The sequence below is a fragment of the Tenacibaculum sp. MAR_2010_89 genome (genome assembly GCF_900105985.1).
GTDB classification, from domain to species: Bacteria; Bacteroidota; Bacteroidia; order Flavobacteriales; family Flavobacteriaceae; genus Polaribacter; species Polaribacter halocynthiae.
Genome location: NZ_FNUB01000004.1, coordinates 259664 through 279551, shown reverse-complemented (window position 1 = coordinate 279551; position 19888 = coordinate 259664). Strand labels below are relative to the sequence as shown.

General features: G+C 28.3%; 20 protein-coding genes. 12 read left to right on the top strand and 8 right to left on the bottom strand.

The annotated features are described in order from the left end of the window. Nucleotides 1–46: 46 nt before the first annotated feature. The 3 genes from BLV71_RS18420 (at nt 47) to BLV71_RS02175 (ending at nt 1446) form a co-directional block, all read left to right on the top strand. Nucleotides 47–211, top strand: a complete 165-nt coding sequence (locus BLV71_RS18420; protein WP_176974330.1) for a DUF5522 domain-containing protein — start codon at nt 47–49, stop codon at nt 209–211. Between the two features lie 60 nt (nt 212–271). Beyond that, on the top strand, nt 272–979 hold the full coding sequence (locus BLV71_RS02180) for a DUF4197 domain-containing protein (RefSeq protein ID WP_093868957.1): 708 nt from the start codon (nt 272–274) through the stop codon (nt 977–979). 269 nt (nt 980–1248) lie between these two features. After that, nucleotides 1249–1446 carry a hypothetical protein gene (locus BLV71_RS02175; protein ID WP_093868956.1) on the top strand — a complete coding sequence of 66 codons (198 nt, stop codon included), beginning with the start codon at nt 1249–1251 and terminating at the stop codon, nt 1444–1446. Here the strand turns inward: BLV71_RS02175 and BLV71_RS02170 are convergent. From BLV71_RS02170 to BLV71_RS02160, 3 genes are read right to left on the bottom strand one after another with little or no spacing between them, the layout of a single operon-like run. Beyond that, nucleotides 1429–2214 (bottom strand): ABC transporter substrate-binding protein, encoded by a 786-nt coding sequence (locus BLV71_RS02170; protein WP_093868955.1) that lies wholly within the window; start codon nt 2212–2214, stop codon nt 1429–1431. The genes BLV71_RS02175 and BLV71_RS02170 overlap by 18 nt on opposite strands. Beyond that, nucleotides 2198–3298, bottom strand: coding sequence for a sensor histidine kinase (locus tag BLV71_RS02165; RefSeq protein ID WP_093868954.1), 1101 nt, complete (start codon nt 3296–3298; stop codon nt 2198–2200). Before BLV71_RS02165 ends, BLV71_RS02170 begins: the two co-directional genes overlap by 17 nt. After that, entirely contained in the window at nt 3295–4077 is a 783-nt protein-coding gene (locus tag BLV71_RS02160) for a LytR/AlgR family response regulator transcription factor (RefSeq protein WP_255405082.1), read from the bottom strand. The genes BLV71_RS02165 and BLV71_RS02160 overlap by 4 nt, the downstream gene beginning before the upstream one ends. A gap of 415 nt (nt 4078–4492) precedes the next feature. On the opposite strand from BLV71_RS02160, the gene BLV71_RS02155 reads away from it, so the two are divergent. Then, a complete protein-coding gene (locus BLV71_RS02155; RefSeq protein WP_093868953.1) occupies nt 4493–7630 on the top strand; it encodes a SusC/RagA family TonB-linked outer membrane protein in 3138 nt (1045 codons plus the stop codon). A 10-nt stretch (nt 7631–7640) separates the two neighbouring features. Next, nucleotides 7641–9065: a RagB/SusD family nutrient uptake outer membrane protein gene (locus BLV71_RS02150; protein ID WP_093868952.1), complete on the top strand. Its 1425-nt coding sequence runs from the start codon at nt 7641–7643 to the stop codon at nt 9063–9065. 173 nt (nt 9066–9238) lie between these two features. On the opposite strand, the gene pyrF is transcribed toward BLV71_RS02150, so the two are convergent. Continuing rightward, a complete protein-coding gene (pyrF, locus tag BLV71_RS02145) occupies nt 9239–10066 on the bottom strand; it encodes an orotidine-5'-phosphate decarboxylase (protein WP_093868951.1) in 828 nt (275 codons plus the stop codon). Nucleotides 10067–10129: 63 nt separating this feature from the next. Between pyrF and BLV71_RS02140 the strand changes: the two genes are divergently transcribed. Genes BLV71_RS02140 through BLV71_RS02110 form a run of 7 tightly spaced genes read left to right on the top strand, consistent with a single transcriptional unit; the run spans nt 10130 to nt 14391 of the window. Then, nucleotides 10130–11206, top strand: coding sequence for an ABC transporter permease (locus tag BLV71_RS02140; RefSeq protein WP_093868950.1), 1077 nt, complete (start codon nt 10130–10132; stop codon nt 11204–11206). A gap of 1 nt (nt 11207) precedes the next feature. Next, entirely contained in the window at nt 11208–11690 is a 483-nt protein-coding gene (locus BLV71_RS02135; protein WP_093868949.1) for a TlpA family protein disulfide reductase, read from the top strand. Then, entirely contained in the window at nt 11687–12172 is a 486-nt protein-coding gene (locus BLV71_RS02130; RefSeq protein WP_093868948.1) for a TlpA family protein disulfide reductase, read from the top strand. Before BLV71_RS02135 ends, BLV71_RS02130 begins: the two co-directional genes overlap by 4 nt. Nucleotides 12173–12231: 59 nt before the next feature. After that, complete coding sequence (gene tpiA / locus BLV71_RS02125; protein WP_093868947.1) at nt 12232–12990, top strand: triose-phosphate isomerase; 759 nt, start codon at nt 12232–12234, stop codon at nt 12988–12990. After that, the gene (gene prmA / locus BLV71_RS02120; protein ID WP_093868946.1) at nt 12990–13823 is read left to right on the top strand and encodes a 50S ribosomal protein L11 methyltransferase; all 834 of its coding nucleotides are present in this window, start codon (nt 12990–12992) and stop codon (nt 13821–13823) included. The genes tpiA and prmA overlap by 1 nt, the downstream gene beginning before the upstream one ends. Before the next feature lie 6 nt (nt 13824–13829). Continuing rightward, nucleotides 13830–14105 carry an ATP-dependent Clp protease adaptor ClpS gene (locus BLV71_RS02115; protein ID WP_093868945.1) on the top strand — a complete coding sequence of 92 codons (276 nt, stop codon included), beginning with the start codon at nt 13830–13832 and terminating at the stop codon, nt 14103–14105. A 1-nt stretch (nt 14106) separates the two neighbouring features. After that, nucleotides 14107–14391: a hypothetical protein gene (locus tag BLV71_RS02110; protein WP_093868944.1), complete on the top strand. Its 285-nt coding sequence runs from the start codon at nt 14107–14109 to the stop codon at nt 14389–14391. Nucleotides 14392–14741: 350 nt separating this feature from the next. Here BLV71_RS02110 and BLV71_RS02105 read toward each other — a convergent pair whose 3' ends face one another. Genes BLV71_RS02105 through BLV71_RS02090 form a run of 4 tightly spaced genes read right to left on the bottom strand, consistent with a single transcriptional unit; the run spans nt 14742 to nt 19835 of the window. After that, nucleotides 14742–16136, bottom strand: a complete 1395-nt coding sequence (locus BLV71_RS02105; protein WP_093868943.1) for a TolC family protein — start codon at nt 16134–16136, stop codon at nt 14742–14744. Continuing rightward, a complete protein-coding gene (locus BLV71_RS02100; protein ID WP_093868942.1) occupies nt 16136–17494 on the bottom strand; it encodes an HlyD family secretion protein in 1359 nt (452 codons plus the stop codon). Before BLV71_RS02100 ends, BLV71_RS02105 begins: the two co-directional genes overlap by 1 nt. Nucleotides 17495–17497: 3 nt before the next feature. Then, nucleotides 17498–19165 (bottom strand): peptidase domain-containing ABC transporter, encoded by a 1668-nt coding sequence (locus tag BLV71_RS02095; protein WP_093868941.1) that lies wholly within the window; start codon nt 19163–19165, stop codon nt 17498–17500. Next, complete coding sequence (locus BLV71_RS02090; RefSeq protein WP_093868940.1) at nt 19158–19835, bottom strand: TetR/AcrR family transcriptional regulator; 678 nt, start codon at nt 19833–19835, stop codon at nt 19158–19160. Before BLV71_RS02090 ends, BLV71_RS02095 begins: the two co-directional genes overlap by 8 nt. Nucleotides 19836–19888: the final 53 nt, after the last annotated feature.

The window sequence follows — 19888 nt, the reverse complement described above, 5'->3', positions numbered from 1 at the left end:
GGTGTAAACTTTGTTACTTTTAAAAATTGATTGGTACTTTTGCAGTATGTATAGACAACGAGTAGAGTTAGAAAAAGAAGATTATTATCTAAATGAACAGGGATATAAGGTTTTTACAAAAATATATCATTTAAAAAGAGGATATTGTTGTAAAAGTGGATGCAAACATTGTCCGTATGGATATGATAAAAAAACAGATAGTTTTAAATAAAAGTGACGATAATTGAGTAATTGTTTCTAAAATATAAAGAGTTTAATAAACATATAAAAAATGAAAAAAGTATTAATAGTATTCATAGCTATCCAGTTTGTTGGTTGTGCTGAGTTACAAAAAGTAGTAAATCAAATACCTAATAAAGGAATTTTATCTCAAGGTCAAATAGGTAGTGGACTTCGTCAAGCATTAGATAATGGAATTAAACACCAAGTATCTAAATTAACATCTAAAGATGGGTTTTATAGAAATGAATTAGTGAAAATTTTGTTACCAAAAGAGCTACAAGGCGTAGATAAAGCTTTGCGTAAAATTGGTCTAAGTAATATTGCAGACGAAGGAATTAAGGTTTTAAATAGAGCTGCAGAAGATGCGGTAAAAACTGCAACACCTATTTTTGTAAATGCAGTTAAAGAAATTACTTTTAATGATGCTAAAAACATTTTATTAGGAGAGCAAAATGCTGCAACTTCATATTTAGAAGGAAAAACTAAAACAACCTTATATGGTAAGTTTAACCCTGTAATTAAGAGTTCATTTGGAAAAGTGGGAGCTGATAAAGTTTGGAAAAATTTAATATCAAAGTACAATAGTATTCCATTTGTTAAAAGAGTTAATCCAGATTTAACTGATTATGTAACAACAGAGGCATTAAAAGGTGTTTTTCAAATGATAGCTGTTGAAGAAAAGGGGATTCGAGAAAAAGTTGGATTGCGAAATACTGATTTACTTAGAAGAGTTTTTGCATTACAAGATAGAAGTTAATTATTGACTGTTTTATTAGAACAAATGACTCTTTAATTATGTAGTAACTTATAAAAAGGAAAGTAATAGGTTAGACTAACAAAAGAAAATATGAAGAAGTCTATAAAATTAAAGACTTAATAGATAAAAAAAGAAGTCATAATAGTTATGTAATTGATTTATTTTTAGTGTGAGCCTTGTTTTATGTTAAATACTTGTTTTTCAGTGTTAAAAGTGGTGTTGGTAAACGAAAATTATGTATATTTATAAGGTGTTTAATAAAAACTATAATGCTACAAATAAATCAATTACATAAATATAAAAGGCATCTTGAAGAAAGGTATCGTAAATTGGTTGAAAGAGCTAATGATTATAAATATGTTGATGAATGTAAAAGTGATAGATCAGCATTTAAAGCAATGCAAGTTTTAGAAAAACTTAATAGAGTGAAATATTTGAATAAAGAAATATCAAATTCTGTTGTGTAATTGTTTGAAGTAATCAAAAGCTTTTAAAAGTCTACTGCCATACCAAGAAAACATTTCTCCATCTACAAATAGTATTTTTGCGTGTTGAATGTGTTCTTGTATTTCAAAAGCATGCTTTTCTTTAAAAGGGTAAGGTTCTGAGGACAATAAAATTAAATCAGGGTTTCCTTCTTCTTGGATTTTAGTGATATCAATTTCGGGATAGCGATCTTTGTTTACGTAAATATTACTAAATTTATTAAGGGTTAGTAAATGATTAATGAAATTATTATTTCCAGAAACCATCCAAGGTTTTCTCCAAATGAAATATGCTACTTTTTTATAATCTTTATCTTTTATAAAATTACTGAAGCTCCAGATTTCAAAATTTAGTTTATCTAAAAGGCTAAGGGCTTCATTTTTTTTGTTAAAAATAGTGCCGTATTGTTTAATAAGCTCTTTAGTGTCTTCTAAACTGAAAATATCAGAAACATGGGTTGGTGCTATTTTTTCACATTCTTGAACTATTTCTTTAGTATTCTCTTCTTTATTGCATAGAATAATATCTGGTTTGAGCTCTTTAATGATGTCAATTTTAATATTCTTTGTGCCTCCAACATTAGTTTTGCTTTTTTTAAGGTGTTTAGGGTGAATACAAAACTTTGTAATACCAACAATAAAATCTTCTAACCCTAAATCAACCAAAAGTTCTGTTTGACTTGGAACTAATGAGATAATTCTTTTAGGGGGAGTATTTAATGTAACTGTTCTGTTAATTTGATCTATCAACTGTTTTTATGGCAATATACGGAAAACTGATACTTGTTATTACGCCCTTATCTTTATTATTATTCATTTTAAAAGAATAGTTTTCATTAAAAGTACTTTTTAATCTTTCAATAGTACTTTCCAAACCAATATTCATTTTAATTTGACAAAAATCATCAGGAAGTGATTTTCCATCATTTTCAATAGTGATAAGAATACAGTCGTTTATTTTTTGAATTATTAAAATAATATTTAAATCGTCATGATCGTAAGAATAACCATGTTTTACTGAATTTTCAATAATTGGTTGTAGTAAAAGGTAAGGTATTTTAGCATTTAAAATAGATGTATCGTGTATGATGGTTTTAAAAGAAAAGTTATCGGCAAATCGTACTTCAAGAATACTAATATATTTTTTTAGAGTAGATAATTCAAGTTCTATGCATGTTGTTAGCTTTTCTTTAGTATCTAACAGTTCTCTAAAAAGATCGCTTAAATCAGCAATAGTATCTTGCGCTTTTTTAGGAGATATATCTATCAATGAAGAAACACTATTTAAAGTGTTAAATAAAAAATGAGGTTGTAAGTTTGATCGTATTAGGTTTAACCTTGTTTTCATTAGTTGCCTTTCAAGAATAGATTTTTCTTTTTCTATTTTCTGATTTTTTTTTAAGTAATGATAAGAGTAAATAACTGAGATGATGAAGAAATAAATTAATACGTTAACATCTATTGTGGCTATTATATATCTAAATACCTCTTTTAACATAAGGTCATTTAGCTTGATATTTCCATTAGAAATATGAAATAAATAAATACATAAAACAATAATAAAACTCATTACAAAAGAGAGCATAATATGCAGTAATGCAATTTGCTTCCATGACTTCTTTTTGTTAAGTAACTTTTTTGTTGTTTTATTCACAACAATGAAAAAAAGTATAACCAAAAAATAGTCTAAAATAGAGTCAATTATTAATATAGACCATTTTTTTTGAGTATACCTGTAACCAATAGATTTAAAGTAATAAACTTTAATTAAATGAAGAATAGAAATAAAAGCATAGAGTATTGAGAAAAATAATGTTAGCCTACTTTTTTTCATTTAACTCCCATCATTTCTTGAAACTCCTTTTTATATCCTTTACTAACTCTAAAAGTTTTATTATCATTAATTTTCACATCTGTTTCACCATAATTAGATGTAATAATTTCGTTTATAAAATTAGAATTTATAATTGTAGACCTGTGAATTCGCATAAAATTATTAGAATTAAGCCTATTAATTATACTAGATAATGATTCGCGAAGTAGATATTTTTTATTATCAATGGTGAAAATTTCTACATAGTAACCAGAAGCTGAAATGTATTTAATAGAATCAATATCTATAAATGAAATTTTATTACCAGATTTAATACTTATTTTTTTGTTATTTGTATGTTGGTCAATGATTTGTTTTTCTTTAACAATGTCAAGGATGTTTTCTAAACTATGTTGAAAACCAGAAATTTCTTCTTTTTGTTTTTGTTCTACTATTTTATTTATGGTAGTTATAAATCTATCTTCTTTAAAAGGTTTTAATAAATAGTCAAAAGCAAAATAGTCAAAGGCTTTTAAAGCGAATTCATTATAGGCTGTAACGAAAATAAAAATAGGTTTTTTAGGAAGGTTTATTTTTTCAATAATATCAAAACCTGTCATGTCCTTAATTTTAATGTCAAGAAAAACGACATCAGGATTAAGACTGTTTATTTTTTTAATTGCGTTTTTTCCGTTAGAGCAGTCTCCAATAACATTTAATAAACCATGTTGTTCAATAAGTTTTTTTATTCTAATTCTAGCAAGATTTTCATCATCAACTATTAAGGCAGAAATTTCCATTTACATTTTTTTTTATATACTTATAACAAATCGATAATAATTAACCCTAAATGCTTTTTGTTAAAAAATAAAAACTTTTTAGAAGGAAGATTAATTGGTTTTTTGTGGCTTTTTTAGAAGCCTAATAAAACTCAATGTTTTTATTTAGTGTAAACATAATATACAGGGAGAATTTGAATTTTAAGCTGTTTTTTTAACAAAACTAATAAAGAAAATTCATAGTAATGACAGTACTTTGAAAGTAATTTTAAACTTTAACATTATTAACATTTCATTGTGATTTATGAGTTTTTTCATTTACATCTAAAAAAGGTTTTTTTACATCAAATTACTATCTGTTTGCTTCAAATAAAGATTATTGATACGGTATTGCCTGTACTTTTATAAATGTTAATTAATAAAAATTTAATAATTTATGAAGCAAAGTTTCAAAAAGGCTTTAACATTTCTAGCGTTTTTTTGTTTTATTGTTAGCGTAAGTGCGCAGCAAAGAACAATAACAGGAACTGTTAGTGATGAAGCAGGACAATTACCGGGGGTAAGTGTTGTAATTAAAGGTACTGTTAAAGGAACAGAAACTGATATCGATGGTAATTATACTGTCAAAGCAAATACAGGAGATACTCTTGTATATATGTTTTTGGGGTACGAAAACGTAGAAAAAGTAGTTGGTCAATCATCTATCATTAATGTGAAGATGACTGAAGATGCAAACGTTCTTGATGAAGTTGTTGTGTCTGTAGCATATGCTGCTAAAAGAAAGAAAGATATTATTGGAGCTGTAAGTGTAGTTACTGCAAAGGAAGTAGGTGACTTAAAAGTTACTACTGTAACTGAAGCTTTACAGGGAACTTCAGGATTATCATTAGTTAATACATCAGGGCAACCGGGGGCGAGTCCAACAATTAGAATTAGAGGTGTAGGTTCTTTACAAGGTAATGTTGATCCATTAATTATTGTTGATGGGGCTCAGTTTGCTGGGAACTTAAATTCAATTAACTTTAATGATGTAGAGTCATATTCAGTTTTAAAGGATGCTGATGCGGTTTCTTTATATGGTAATAGAGGAGCAAACGGAGTTATTATCATTAAAACAAAATCTGGAGCTGATACTAATGGAGAAGGTATTATTGAAGTTAGCACTAGTTATGGTTTTTCTGACAAAGCAACGAATGATTATAGTTATTTAAATTCTGAGCAAATTTTAACTACCTCTTGGCAATCTATTAGAAATGCAAGGTTAGATGCAGGTGATACACCAGCAGTTGCAAGTAATTTTGCAACTACAAATTTGATAAGTGATTTAAAAGCAAATCCATATAGTGTTAGCCAACCAGTTGGTACAGATGGAAATATCAAAAGTAATGCAAGATTGCTTTACAATACTAATTATTACGATATCTTAACTCAAAATGCAACAAGACAAGATGTGTCTTTAGTATTAAGAGGAGGTTCTGAAAAAACTAAATACTTTATTTCTGGAGCTTTTTTAGATAGTGATGGTTTTAGTTTAAATTCTACTTTTAGAAGATATAATGGAAGAATTAATCTTTCTTCAGATGTAAAGTCTTGGTTAAGTGTTGGAGCAAATGCTTTTGTAACAATAAGTGAATCTAATGTTCCTACTCAAAGTGGATCTTTATTTGCAAACAATATTCAATATGCAAGATCTATTTCTTCTATTTATCCATTATATAAAAGAAATGGAGATGGAACTTTTATTCTAGGAGCAAATGGCGAAAAGCAATATGACTTTGCAGAGAACAGAGGTTTTTTTGGTAATTATAACCCATTAGCTGAAACTTACGGAAGTACAAATTTATTTGAGAGAAATACATTTAATTTTTCACCATATGTTAATTTTAAGTTTTCTGATAATTTAAACTTTAAATCTCAATTAAATTATACAAACTATTTGTATGAAGAGAATACATTTAATAATCATTTTGTAGGGACTCCTCAAGATCAAGTTAATAATAGATCTAGTAGTAAACGTAGAAATACTACTAAAACTTGGAACATTATTAATACATTATCTTTTAACCAAACTTTTAATGAAAAGCATAGTGTAACAGCTTTATTAGGTCAAGAAATGTATGATAGAACATTTAATAGACTTAATGCTACTGCAACAGGGTATGTTTTTAGTGATTTAACTGAGTTAGATAATGGAGCTACACCTACTTCAGTAGGTTCAATAACTAACAAAAATAGGCTATATAGTTTCTTTGGAAGGTTAGATTATAATTTTAATGAAAAATATTATTTCGGAACAGGTGTTCGTAGAGATGCATCTTCAATTTTTCATAAAGATAATCGTTGGGGTACTTTTTGGTCTGTTGCTGCAGGGTGGAGTATCTATGATGAATTCTTTAGAGGAAGCGAAACTGTTAGTTCTTTAAAATTAAGAGGTAGTTATGGTACTGTAGGTAACCAAAATATTAATCAACAGTTTACATACATAGATGAGTATGGGCTTGGTTTTAACGTATTAGCAAGTGGAGGTTTAGCTCCAACAGCAATTGGTAATAAAGACTTAAAGTGGGAAACACATAATAAGTTAAATGTAGGATTAGATTTTGCTTTATTTAATAGTAGAATTTATGGTAGTGTAGAATATTATGATAATAGAGTAACTGATTTATTATATTTTGATACACCAGCACCATCATTAGGTTCAGGAGGTACGGGACCAGATGACGATGGAGGTTCAAGAGCATTAGGTAAGTGGAAAAACTTTGGTGAAATGAGTAACAAAGGTTTTGAATTCAATGTTAACTCGATTAATATTGAAAACGATAACTTCAAATGGACAAGTTCTTTTACAATTTCTACAAACAAAAATAGAATTGAAGATCTTAAACAAAGTGAAAATAATGGTTCTTTCCGTTGGGAAGCTGGAAGAGATCGTTATGAGTTTTATATGAGAGAGTGGGCTGGTGTTAACACTAAAACTGGAGCACCTGAGTGGTATAAAGATGTAACTGATGCTTCTGGAAAAATAACAGGAAGAGAAAAAACATCTAAATACGATGAAGCAACTAGATACTTCACAGGAAAATCTGCATTACCTGATTTTGAAGGTAGATTAGGAACTAAATTTGAGTATAAAGGAATTGATTTATCATTAAATTTCAACTATAAATTTGGAAATTATATCTATAATACAGATTATGCTTCTTTAATGAAGGCTAGGAACTTAGGAGAGCAATTAAGTAGTAATGTTTTAAATGCTTGGCAAAAAGATGGAGACGTTACAGATGTACCTAAATTAACTACTGCAAGTGATAACTTCAATTCTAGATCAACTAGATGGTTACAAAGAGGAGATTTTATTCGTTTAAAGAATATTTCTATAGGTTATAATCTTGATCAAGAGATGTTAGAAAAGTTAAATATTAGAAGGTTAAGAGTTTACCTTTCTGCAGATAACTATTGGACATGGAAAAGAGAGAGCAACTTAGATGATCCAGAACAAAGTTTTAACGGTATTACTAATAATAGATCTACCGTATTAAAAACATTGTCTTTAGGAGTTAATATTTCACTATAAAAATTTTACGATGAAAAATATATTTAAATATACATTAATAGGAGCTTTATTCATAGGTTTTGCATCTTGTAGTGATGAGTTCCTAGATGAGCCAAAACCAACAGGATCTGTAACTGACGTTGTTGTTTATACTACTGAATCAGGAATAGATGCAGCTTTTACAGGGCTTTATGCTAATATAAGAGATTATAGATCAAGACACGATACTTGGGGAGCAAAAGCTTATTATTTAGGAGCTGAGGTTATGGGAACAGATTTAACAGTTCCAGATTTTAACTGGTACATTTTTGAACATAGATGGGATGTAACGGAAAACTCTAACGGTAGAAGAAACAACTGGGCTTGGGAGATTTTTTATTCAACGGCTAATATAGCAAGAACTCATATTGAGGGAATTAATAAATCGGCTTTGCCTGACGCTAAGAAAAAAACGTATGTAAGTGAATTAAAAGCTGTAGAAGCATATAGTTATTTTAATTTAGTAAGATATTTTTCTGGTTCTTATTTACTAGGAGAAGGAAAACCAGGTATACCTGTATATTCAGCATCATTAAGTTCTGGACAAGAACCAACAGGAAGAGGTACTATAAAAGAAACTTATGACAGAATTATTAAGTTGTTAGAAGAAGCAATTCCTGATATGGGAAGCGCTGTGTCTAAATATAGATTTAATAAATCTACTGCAGAAGGTATTTTGGCAAGAGTTTATTTAGAAATTGGAAATTGGACTAAGGCTGCTGAATATGCTGCTAAAGCAAAGGCACCATATGCTTTAATGAATCAAGCAACTTATAAAGAAGGTTTCAATACAATAAGTAATAATGAGTGGATGTGGGCTTTACCATTTAATGCTGATCAGCAAGATGGTTTTGCTAGATTTTATTCTTTTATTGACCATACAAGTCCTGGGTACAATCAAATATATGTAAGTAAAGATTTTCAAGCTTTATTTACAAGTGATACTGATGTTAGAAAATCTTTAATCAAAAAGCAAGCTACAACTAATCAAACTAAATTATTTACAACTGAGAAGTTTAGAGATTTAACTGATAGATCTGGTGATTTAGTATTCATGAGAGCTTCAGAAATGTATTTAATTGAAGCTGAAGCAAAAGCAGAAGCTGGAGATTTAAATGGAGCTAAACAAGTTTTATTAGAATTAGTGAAAGCTAGAGATGCAGTTGCTACTTTATCAACAGCTACTACTAAAGATGCATTAGTTAATGAGATTTTAATAGAAAGAAGAAAAGAATTATATGGAGAACTTGGTGTTTCTTGGTTTGACTTAAAAAGAAGAAACAAAGGGATTTCTAGAAAAGGAGATGCTTACAGATGGGAAGTTGAATTTCCAGCAGGAAATGCAAGATGGACTTTTAAGATTCCTCAAGATGAGATTGATAAAAATCCAAAAATATCACAAGCTGATCAAAACTAAATTTTGAAAAGGCTGTTTTTAAACAGCCTTTTTATTCTCTTAATTCAAAAACCAGTGAGTTCACATCAAAGACAGTAAACTAAGGAATTAATCCCCTTATTTTTGCCATAGTTATACCAACTTTGTTTTCATTGGTATCATTATTTGAATTAATCTATAAAGTCAAGGAGTCATTAACCTTGACTTTTTTTGTTTAATATAATTTCCATACTTTTTTGAAGCTCTTTAGCTTTCTCAGCAGCAGACTTTGCAAAATTAGTATCATTACTTGCATAAATAATTCCACGTGAAGAATTAATTAGTAAACCGATATTTTCATTCATTCCGTGCTCACAAACATCTTCTAAGTTACCACCTTGTGCACCAACACCAGGAACTAATAAAAAACTTTCAGGAATGATAGTACGAATTTCAGATAAGAATTCAGTTTTTGTAGCACCAACTACATACATTAAGTTATGAGAGTTGGTCCAGTTTTTTGAAGTTTCTAAAACTTGTTTATAAAGTTCCTTTCCATCAACTTCTTTAGTTTGAAAGTCAAAGGCACCTTGATTAGATGTTAAGGCTAATAAAATAGTATGTTTGTTTTCAAAAGCTAAAAAAGGTTCAACAGAATCTTTTCCCATGTATGGCGCAACAGTAACACTATCAAAAGCTAAATCATCAAAGAAAGCTTTAGCATACATTGTTGAAGTATTACCAATATCACCACGTTTTGCATCAGCTATTGTAAAAATTTCAGGGTGTTTTTCGTTAATGTAATTAATTGTTTTTTCAAGAGCTCTCCACCCTTTCAGTCCATACGCTTCATAAAAAGCAGTATTTGGTTTATAAGCAACACATAAATGATGAGTAGCATCAATTATTGCTTTATTAAAAGCAAAAATAGGATCTTCTTCTTTTAATAAATATTGAGGTATTTTGTTAAGATCTACATCTAAACCAATACATAGAAAAGATTTTTTCTTTTTAATTTCAGATACAAGTTGTTGTGTTGTCATGAGTTGTTATAAAAGTTAGGCAAAAGTAAACATTTTTATGAGTTTCTATTATCTTTGTTATCAATGTTCCGATATATTATAAACAAAATTTTTTATGGTTTCCTAACACTTTTTGGGGTGGTTACTGTCATTTTCTTTTTATTTAATATTTTACCAGGAGATCCCGCTAGAATGATGTTAGATCAGAGAGAGAATTCAGAACAATTACAAAATATTAGAAAAAAATATGGCTTTGATAAACCAGTTTTTACCCAGTATTTATATTATTTGAATGATGTTTCACCATTATCTTTTCATAGTGATAACAAAGACGATTATACATATTTGTTAGAAAAAAAGTATAAATATCAAAAATTAATATCAATAGGAAAAGTAACTATAGTTTTAAAATATCCATATTTACGTCAATCATTTCAAAAGAATGGTAAAAATGTTTCAGAAGTAATAAAAGAAACATTACCTAATACTGCTGTATTAGCAATATTTGCAATAACAATAGCCATGTTTTTAGGTATATTTTTAGGAGTGTTATCAGCTATTTATAAAGACACATTGTTTGACAGGCTAATAGCTGTTGTTAGTACCTTTGGTATGAGTGTGCCATCATTTTTTTCAGCAATAGTTTTTGCATGGTTGTTTGGGTTTGTTTTGCATAAATATACGAATCTTCAAATGACTGGAAGCTTGTACGTTGTAGATGATTTTGGCGAAAACATATACATTCAGTGGAAAAATTTAGTGTTACCAGCTTTAGTTTTAGGAATTCGTCCACTAGCTGTAATAATTCAATTAATGAGGAATTCATTATTAGAAACCTTAAATCAAGATTATATAAGAACCGCAAAGGCTAAAGGGTTAACTACGTTCCAAGTGATTAGAAAACATGCACTTAAAAACTCATTAAATCCTGTGATAACAGCAATTTCGGGTTGGTTTGCATCCATGCTTGCAGGAGCTGTTTTTGTTGAATATATTTTTAATTGGAATGGATTAGGCAAAGAAATAGTAAATTCATTGAACACTTTAGATTTACCTGTAATAATGGGGAGTGTATTAGTAATAGCAAGCTTGTTTATTTTTATTAATATTTTAGTAGATATTTTATATAGTTGGTTAGATCCACGTGTTAAATTAGAATAGTATGAGAATTGTTGTAATAGTTTTAGTAACACTTTTGTTTGGTAGTTGTGCAGTTTTTCAGCCTAAAAAAATATCTGTAAAGCCTTTAGAAGAAAAATTGATAACTATTAATAGGGAGTCTATTACTCTAAAAGAGATATTGAAGAATGGCTTAAAAAGAGAAACTATTATACAGGTATACGCTAGTTATTGTCCTTTTAGTCAAGATAGTTTTAAAGATGTAGTGGAACTTCAGCAAAATAATAAAAAGATAAATTATGTCTTTTTATCAGTAGATCATTCTTACCATGATTGGAAAAGAGGGTTAGAAACTTTAAAAGTAAAAGGAAGTCACTATTATATACCTAAAAAGGGAAAAGGAGAAATAGCTAAATTTTTAAAGTTAAAAACAATTCCAAGATTTTTATTGATAGATAAAAACGGTAAGCTTAAAGTGTTTAATACGTCTAAAGTATCTAAAATAGAAAGTAAATTAAACAAATGAAAAGGTTTACAATAATTTTCCTTATCCTGTTAAGTAGTTGTATCGTAAAAAATGAGTCTGAATTTTCTGAAGCTGCATTAAATGATGTTTTTATTACATTAAAAGGAGATGAAATTACATTTCAAGAAATTTTAGATAAACATATTGAAAAGAAAATAGTTTTAAATATATGGGCTTCTTGGTGTGGTGATTGCATAAGAAGTTTACCAGGTATTATAGAGTTAAAAAGTAAATATCCTGATATTGTTTATATTAATTTATCATTAGATAAATCAATTACTAATTGGAAACTAGGAATAGAAAACCTACAACTTAAGGGAGAACAATATTATATGAAATCTGGATGGGAAGGCCCTTTTGGAGAGTTTTTGCATTTAAGTTGGATACCTAGATATTTAGTAGTAGATAAAAATAAAAAAATAATAGTTTTTAATGCTACAAAATCTACTGATGAACTAATTGAAAAAAGCTTAAAAAAATGATGTATTTTTGCACTCAAGCTTAAACCTTCTTAACTACACAATTTAAAAATAACAACACATTGAGAAAAAACATCGTAGCAGGTAACTGGAAAATGAACAAAAACCTTAAAGAAGCTAAAGAGCTTGTTAAAGGGATAAGAAAGGGATTGAAAAATAATAATTTTGAAAATAAGAGGGTAATTGTCGCTCCAAGTTTTATAAATCTTAATAGCACTGTAAAAAGAACTAAAAAATCTAATATTGAAGTAGCTGCACAAAATATGCATGAAGCTAAAAGTGGAGCTTATACAGGAGAGGTTGCTGCAGATATGTTAACAGACGTTGGAGTTAATGTAGTTATTTTAGGTCACTCTGAAAGAAGAATGTATTTTAATGAAACTAATGAATTGTTAGCAAAAAAAGTTAACACAGCATTAGCTAATAATTTAGAAGTAATTTTTTGTTTTGGTGAGTTATTAGAAGATAGAAAAACTGAAAAGCATTTTGAAGTAGTAGAAAACCAACTAAGTGAAGGATTGTTTCATTTATTGAAAGAAGATTTTTCAAAAGTTATATTAGCTTATGAGCCAGTTTGGGCAATTGGAACAGGAGAGACTGCATCACCTGAGCAAGCTCAAGAAATGCATGCCTTTATTAGAGAAGTATTAGCTAAAAAGTATGATGAAAAAACAGCAAATAGTATTTCTATATTATATGGAGGAAGTGTAAAACCAGCGAATGCTAAAGAGATTTTTTCAAAAGAAGATGTAGATGGAGGATTAATTGGTGGAGCATCATTAAAATCAGAAGATTTTTTAGCAATAATTGAAGCAATTTAATGGATAGTATTTATATAGAGTATAATTTTATAGTTGTTCCTAATGAACCAGCTACTGAAATTTTAATAGCTGAGTTAGGAACTGTAGGGTTTGAAAGTTTTGTAGAAAGCAATGAAGGAGTCACTGCATATATTCAAAAACAAGATTGGAGTGAAGATATTTTAAACGATATCTTCATTTTAAGTTCTACAGAATTTAAAATTACCTACACTAAACGAGAGGTAGAGCAAACGAATTGGAATGCAGAATGGGAGAAGAATTTTAATCCTATACAAGTTGAAGATAAAGTGAGTATAAGAGCTCCTTTTCATGAAAACCCAAATTTAAAATTTGATATAGTAATAGAACCAAAAATGAGCTTTGGAACAGGTCATCATGAAACAACTCATATGATGGTACAACACTTGTTAGCATTAGACTTAGAAGGTAAGAAAGTATTAGATATGGGATGTGGTACAGGAATTTTAGCTATTTTTGCTGAAATGAAAGGGGCAACACCAATAGATGCTATTGATATTGATGCTTGGTGTTATGAAAATTCTATTGAAAATGTTCAGAGGAATAACTGTAATCATATTAGTGTTTATGAAGGAAATTCATCGCTATTAGAAAATAAGCAGTATGATGTTATCATTGCAAATATTAATAGAAATATTTTGCTAAATGATATGGAAACATATACAAAATGTCTTAATGAAAATGGTGTTTTGTTGTTAAGCGGATTTTATCAAGAAGATATTTCTATCATTGATGAAGAAGTATCAAAATATAAATTATCTCTAGATAAAACTATACAAAGAAATAATTGGGTGTCATTACGATATCAAAAATAAAAACAGATGAGTACTATTGAGAAAATTCAAGAAGAGTTAGATGTTTTAACAGAGGAAACTAGAAAGCATGAAATTATTTTATATAATGATGATGTAAATACATTTGACTTTGTTATAGATAGTTTAGTTAGTGTATGCGAGCATACACCAGAACAAGCTGAACAATGTACTGTTTTAGTACATTATAAAGGAAAATGTGCAGTTAAAACTGGCGAATACAAAGATTTAGAATCTAAATGTTCAAAACTTTTACAGTTAGGACTTTCTGCTGAAATACTTTAATATGGAAAATGTTTTTAAGTATTATGAGTTCTCTGATTTTTATGTTGATAAATCAGATACTTTTTTAGGAGAAGAAATTTGTTACTCGGAATTAAATTCGCAACATTTTTTAATTTTTAAAAAAAATATTTCAGAAGAAAAAGTGACCTATGATTTGTATGTTTCAAAATATTCTTCAAAAAAAGAAATAGGTGTTAAACCCCCGGAAATACTAGAGATTTTGGTCGAGGATTATGATAAGTCCATACCTGAACATCGAGTAGTGTTAAGAAAATATTTATACTAAAAATCTCAAAAAAATAATTTTTTTTGAGATTTTTTTTGTTTTTATGTGACCTATCGAAAAAAGAAGTGTCATAATAGTGTAACAAGAAACGAAATAACGTTTTAAGTTTTAAATAAGTTCATTAAACATTTCATTTATAATAGTTTGTTTTCCCTAAGTTTATAATTGTTATAAACCCCAAGTCTCTCTGAGTAAGATTCCCCTTGTATATGGTCTGAAATGACAACATGCTGAAAGGAGAGGTTTTTAAAAAAGATAAATATAATTTTAAAGATAGTAGTAGTTAGTTTTTTATACTAAGTTTGGTTAGACGAAAAGGCCTTGAATGAGAATTTAAGGTCTTTTTTATTTTATAAACTAAATGAATTGAGTGTTTTTAATAGGGTAGATTTTGATTTAAAATAACTAAACTGATTTTTAATTAACTTTAATTCATTTTCTATCGATTTAACTTCTCTGTAGTTAACAAGGAACATAGATCCTTCACCTAAATAAAATTTTCGTTCTTCACTTTTTAAAAGCTGTTTGTAGTCTTTAGCTAGATCATTTAATATTCTATTTTGTTCTTTATATGAGTTAATTTGTTCTGTGTTACTTTTTATTTTATTGTCTATAGCTACTTTTGTTGATGAAATATCAAAGTCTATTTCTTTCAATTTTAAGTTGGCTAATTTTAAATCAGCACGTTCTTTTCTTAGAAATAGAGGTAAACTAACATTTAACCCTCCTTTGTAGTTAGATGTTGAAAGTGTATTTACATTTTGATAATCAGTAGTTAAAAAATTATATTGAAGATCTATTTTCGGAAGAAGATTGTTTAGTTTAAGTTTTCTTGATACTTTAAACCCTTCTTTTTTTAATTGTAAAGCTTTTAATTTAGGATGATTATTAGTGTTAAAACTAGCGGCTTTTATAATTGAATTTCCAAGTACCAAATCAATATTATTTATAGTATTAAGATCAGGAGTTATTAAGTCACTTAATTCTAGTGGTAAATCATTATTTAACCACAAATAATTGGAAAGCTCTAACTTAGATTTAGTATGACTTATTTTAGATTTCTCAAGGTCTAATAGTCTGTTTTTTAAATTGATGTTAGCCTCTAGTGTATCAACTGCAGGTTTATCTCCTGCGATGAAACTTTTTCTAACATTATCTAGTCTAGTTTTTGCATTTGTTAGATAGTTATTGTAAACCAATTGTGTTTGGTAGTTTTTTAACCATTTAAAATAAGAGTTTATAGCGTTATATAATATTTCGTTTACTAATAGTTTTTGTTTTTCTATTGATTGTTTTCTGTAAAGCTTGGCTTGTTTTAAGAAAGCCATTCTTTGGTTAATTAATAATCCTTTAGCAAGAGATACTGAAACCCCAGCTGAATATAATCCTTTTTCAGGGGTTTTAAATTCTGGATTTAAATAGTATCCATCATTGTTTTCATAATTGGCTTTAAATTCTATACCATACCATGTTGGTATTTTGAATGTTGTATTCAGTTTGTTATAATATTCTGTGTTTTTAAAGTTTTTACGAGTATAATCAACTTCTATTTTAGGATCAAAAGCACCTCTAGCCTTGAGTAATTTAGCTTCCCCATTGCTTGTTGTTAATTTAGCTTGCTTTAATAAAGGATGGTATTTTTTTACATATCCTAAATATTCTTCTAATGAAAGTGAGTTCTTTGCTTCTTGAGAAAAACTAAAAGTATTGCAACAAAAAATTAAAATGATTAAAATTTTTTTCATTATTTTTTATTTTTAGTTTCTGCTTGTTTCTTGTTTTTAGGCTGATAAAAGTTAGGAGGGAAACTGTTAATTTGCCTCCATAGTTCATACCATATAGGTACATTTTCTAATAAGGCAATTGATCTTGCTCCTGAGCCTATTCTAACAGCTTTTGGCCATGGTTCATACTCTTTATCTTGTGTTAGTAGTACTCGGTATTTTCCATTGCTACTAATATAATTTTCGATTGCTATAACTTTTGCACCATAGGTACCGTAGGATACATTAGGCCATCCACTAAAAATGATTGCTGGCCAACCGTCAAATTGAACACGTACTTTTTCACCTATATGTATTAAAGGTAAATCTATAGGTTTAACATACATCTCAACTGCTAAATCATAATTAGCAGGCATTATACTAACTAGTTTTTCACCTTCTTTAAAGGTTTCTCCAATACCTGAAATAATGGCTTTGTTGATATATCCATCTTGAGGAGCAGTAACAAAAAGTAAACTTTCACGTTTTTTATAGTTAGCTAAACTAGACTCTAATTTTGAAACCTGCGCTTCACTATTAAAGGCACTCGATTGAGCAGTAAACACATTACTTTGTGCTTTTGCTAATTTATCATTGTAGGTTGCTTTAAGTGTAGATATAGTAAGCTTGGCATTTATAACATTATTTTCAGTAGTTAATAATTTGTTTTTTTGAGAAATCAATTTTGCATTAGCTTCCTGAAGTTTTGCTCTTTTCTCTTCAACATCTTTAGTAGCTTTTAAACCTTCTTTTTGAAGTGTAACTGTTCTTTTATATTGAGTTTTAGCAATAGTTGTTTTTATTTTCACAGCTTCTAAATCAATACTATCACTTTTTACTTTTAAATACGCTTGCATAAGTTTGTTTTGTGCTTGCGCAAGTTTTAGCTTTCGTTCTTGTTTTAATGCAATAATTTGATTTTTGTAAGCTTGAGTTTTATTTTGGTAGGCAATTACAGAAGAAGCTTTTGCGTTTAATTGATTACCGGTTCTTTCAGATAATTTTGCATCAAAATAATTGCTTTTTATTTCTGATATTCGAAGAATAGTATCTCCTTTTTTTACATAGTCTCCTTCCTGTATAAACCATTCTTCAATTCGCCCAGGAATTTGTGATTGTAAAGTTTGCGGACGATGATTAGGTTTAAGGGTAGTAACACTTCCTTTGCTAGTTATGTTCTGAGTCCATGGTAAAAATAAAATTACAATTAAGATGAAGGTAAAGAAAAGTAAGAATTTTTTAAATCGTTTATGATATTGTTTAGTGAAAATTTCTTTACCAGACTTAAAGGTGGTAATATCAATATATTTTGATATTTTATTGTTAGAGATATTTAACATAGCTTAGTGTTTAAGGTTTATAATAGCGCCTTTTTCAAGCGTAATATGCTTATTACATTTTTCTTTCCATGTATAATTACTACTAACTACAATTAAACTCCAAGGCTGAGAGCTATGTGTTAAGAAATCGATTATTTTCTGTGTTTCTTCTTTTTTAAATTGATCTAATGGGTCTTCTAGAATTAAAACTTTAGGTTTTTTTATTATAGCCCTTGCTAAAATTATTTTCTTAGCTATAGTATAGGCTATTTGTTTTCCATCAGGTTTTAAAATTGTACTTAAACCATTAGGTTGTTGTTTTATAAAATCTTTTAAGCCTACTTTTTCTAAGGTTAGGTATATTTGTTCATCCAATATGTCTTTATTTCCAAAAGTAATGTTCTCTCTTATGCTTCCTTCAAATGGGGTTTCTTCTGATAATGATAAACCTAGATTAGCTCTGTACTTATTTAAGTGTAAGCTGTTAATGGACTGATTATTAATAAAAATATGACCTGATGTTGGTTCTACTAAACCTGAAATTAGTTGTAGTAAACTTGATTTACCACTTCCGCTTTCTCCTTGAATTAATATCCTATCTGTTGGTTTTACAATTAGTGAAATATCATTTAATATAGGTATGTTTAAGGTGTTTACTTTATAAACAACACTTTGGAGTTCTATAGATAATTCTTGGTCTCCATTAATTAACTCTCCTTCTTGGGCTTCAATTGGCTTGTCAATTATTTGTCCAAGTTTTTCAATGGATGTTAACACATCGTAAAATGATTCTAAACCAATAATTAGTTTTTCAACCGATGTAATTATTAAAAGAATAATGATTTCTGCAGCAACAAATTGTCCAATATTCATTTTTTGATTCAATACTAAAAAACCTCCTATTAATAATAGTCCAGCAGTAACCAGTACTTTAAAACCGATCATTTGTATGTACTGTAGTATTAAAATTTTAAAATGTTTTTCTCTTGATTGTAAATAATCATCTACTAAATTATCAGTTTTATTAAGCGCCAAATTTGTTTTACCAGATAATTTAAAACTCATAACTGTTCTTGCAATTTCTTGTAGCCAATGAGCAACTTTGTATTTGTTTTTAGATTCTTTTAAACTTGTTTCTAATCCTTTTTGTGCAGTGTATTTAAATACTATGAAAATTAATAATAGTAATAAGAATCCAAAGAATATAAAGAAAGGATGGTAAAATGATAGTAATAATAAGGCGAAAATTATTTGTAAAAAAGCTGATGGAACATCAATAAGTATTTTTGATAGCCCTTTTTGAATAGTAAGTGTATCAAAAAAACGATTAGCTAGTTCAGGCAAGTAATAGTTTCGTAATTCACTCATTTTTATTTTGGGAAATCTATAGCTTAACTCTAAAGATGCTCTCGTGAAAATTCGTTGCTGTATAGTTTCGATGATTCGCATTTGCATTAATTTTAAGATACCTGCAAAGGCAACTCCACCAGTAACTAAAATAATTAAAACGATCCAAGAAGCAGAAACTTGAGCGCCTTGTAATAAATTAATGATAGCTTGTATTCCTAGTGGAAGAGACAAGGCAACTATACCTTCAAAAATAGCATAGTATGCTATTTGAAGTATGTCTTTTTGTTCTAGTTTAACAAGCCCTAAAAAACGTTGCCATGGAGAAAGTATTTTGTTATTCATTTAATAATGTCTTTAATACTAGTTCAATAAAAAAATCAGTTGGATTATCGTTGCTTTTAAAATTTGTAATTGAAGGAAAATGTTGCTTGGTAAAGTGTTGATGAAGTGAACTTTCTGTTATAGTACTAGCTAAACTCAAAGGATATTTATATTTAGGATTGTGCCCAGAAATCATTTCAGATAATCTTTTTACAACTCTTTTATAGGTCATAAAATATCCTTCTTTATTTTCAGCATCAACATCTATAGTTAAATAAGATTTAGAATTTTCGTTTATTACAATCTTATTTAATAAAATCTCATTAATATGCCCATAATTACTGTCTTGAACAGTGGTTCTCGTAACAACTTTTAGAGCGGTAATTAATTTATCTTTAGAATTATTAATACTATATGTTTCAATAACTAATTGATATTCTATCCATCCCCAATACCAAGAGGTTAAATAAATTAACAAGTTGTGTTTGCTTTCAAAATATCTATATATAGAACTTTCGTTTGATCCAATTTCTTTTCCGAGTTTTTTGAAATTGAAGCTTTCGAAGCCAAATTTTTCAATTAAAATAATACTATATTCAACTATTCTTTTCCCTAAATCGGATGATTCAGGGTTTTTTATATAGATCCCTTTTGGGGTTTCTATTTTAATATTTGACAGTAAATTTTTCATAATTAAAAATATTTACCGCAAAGTTAATAGTATTACTTTCAATAATGAGTAAA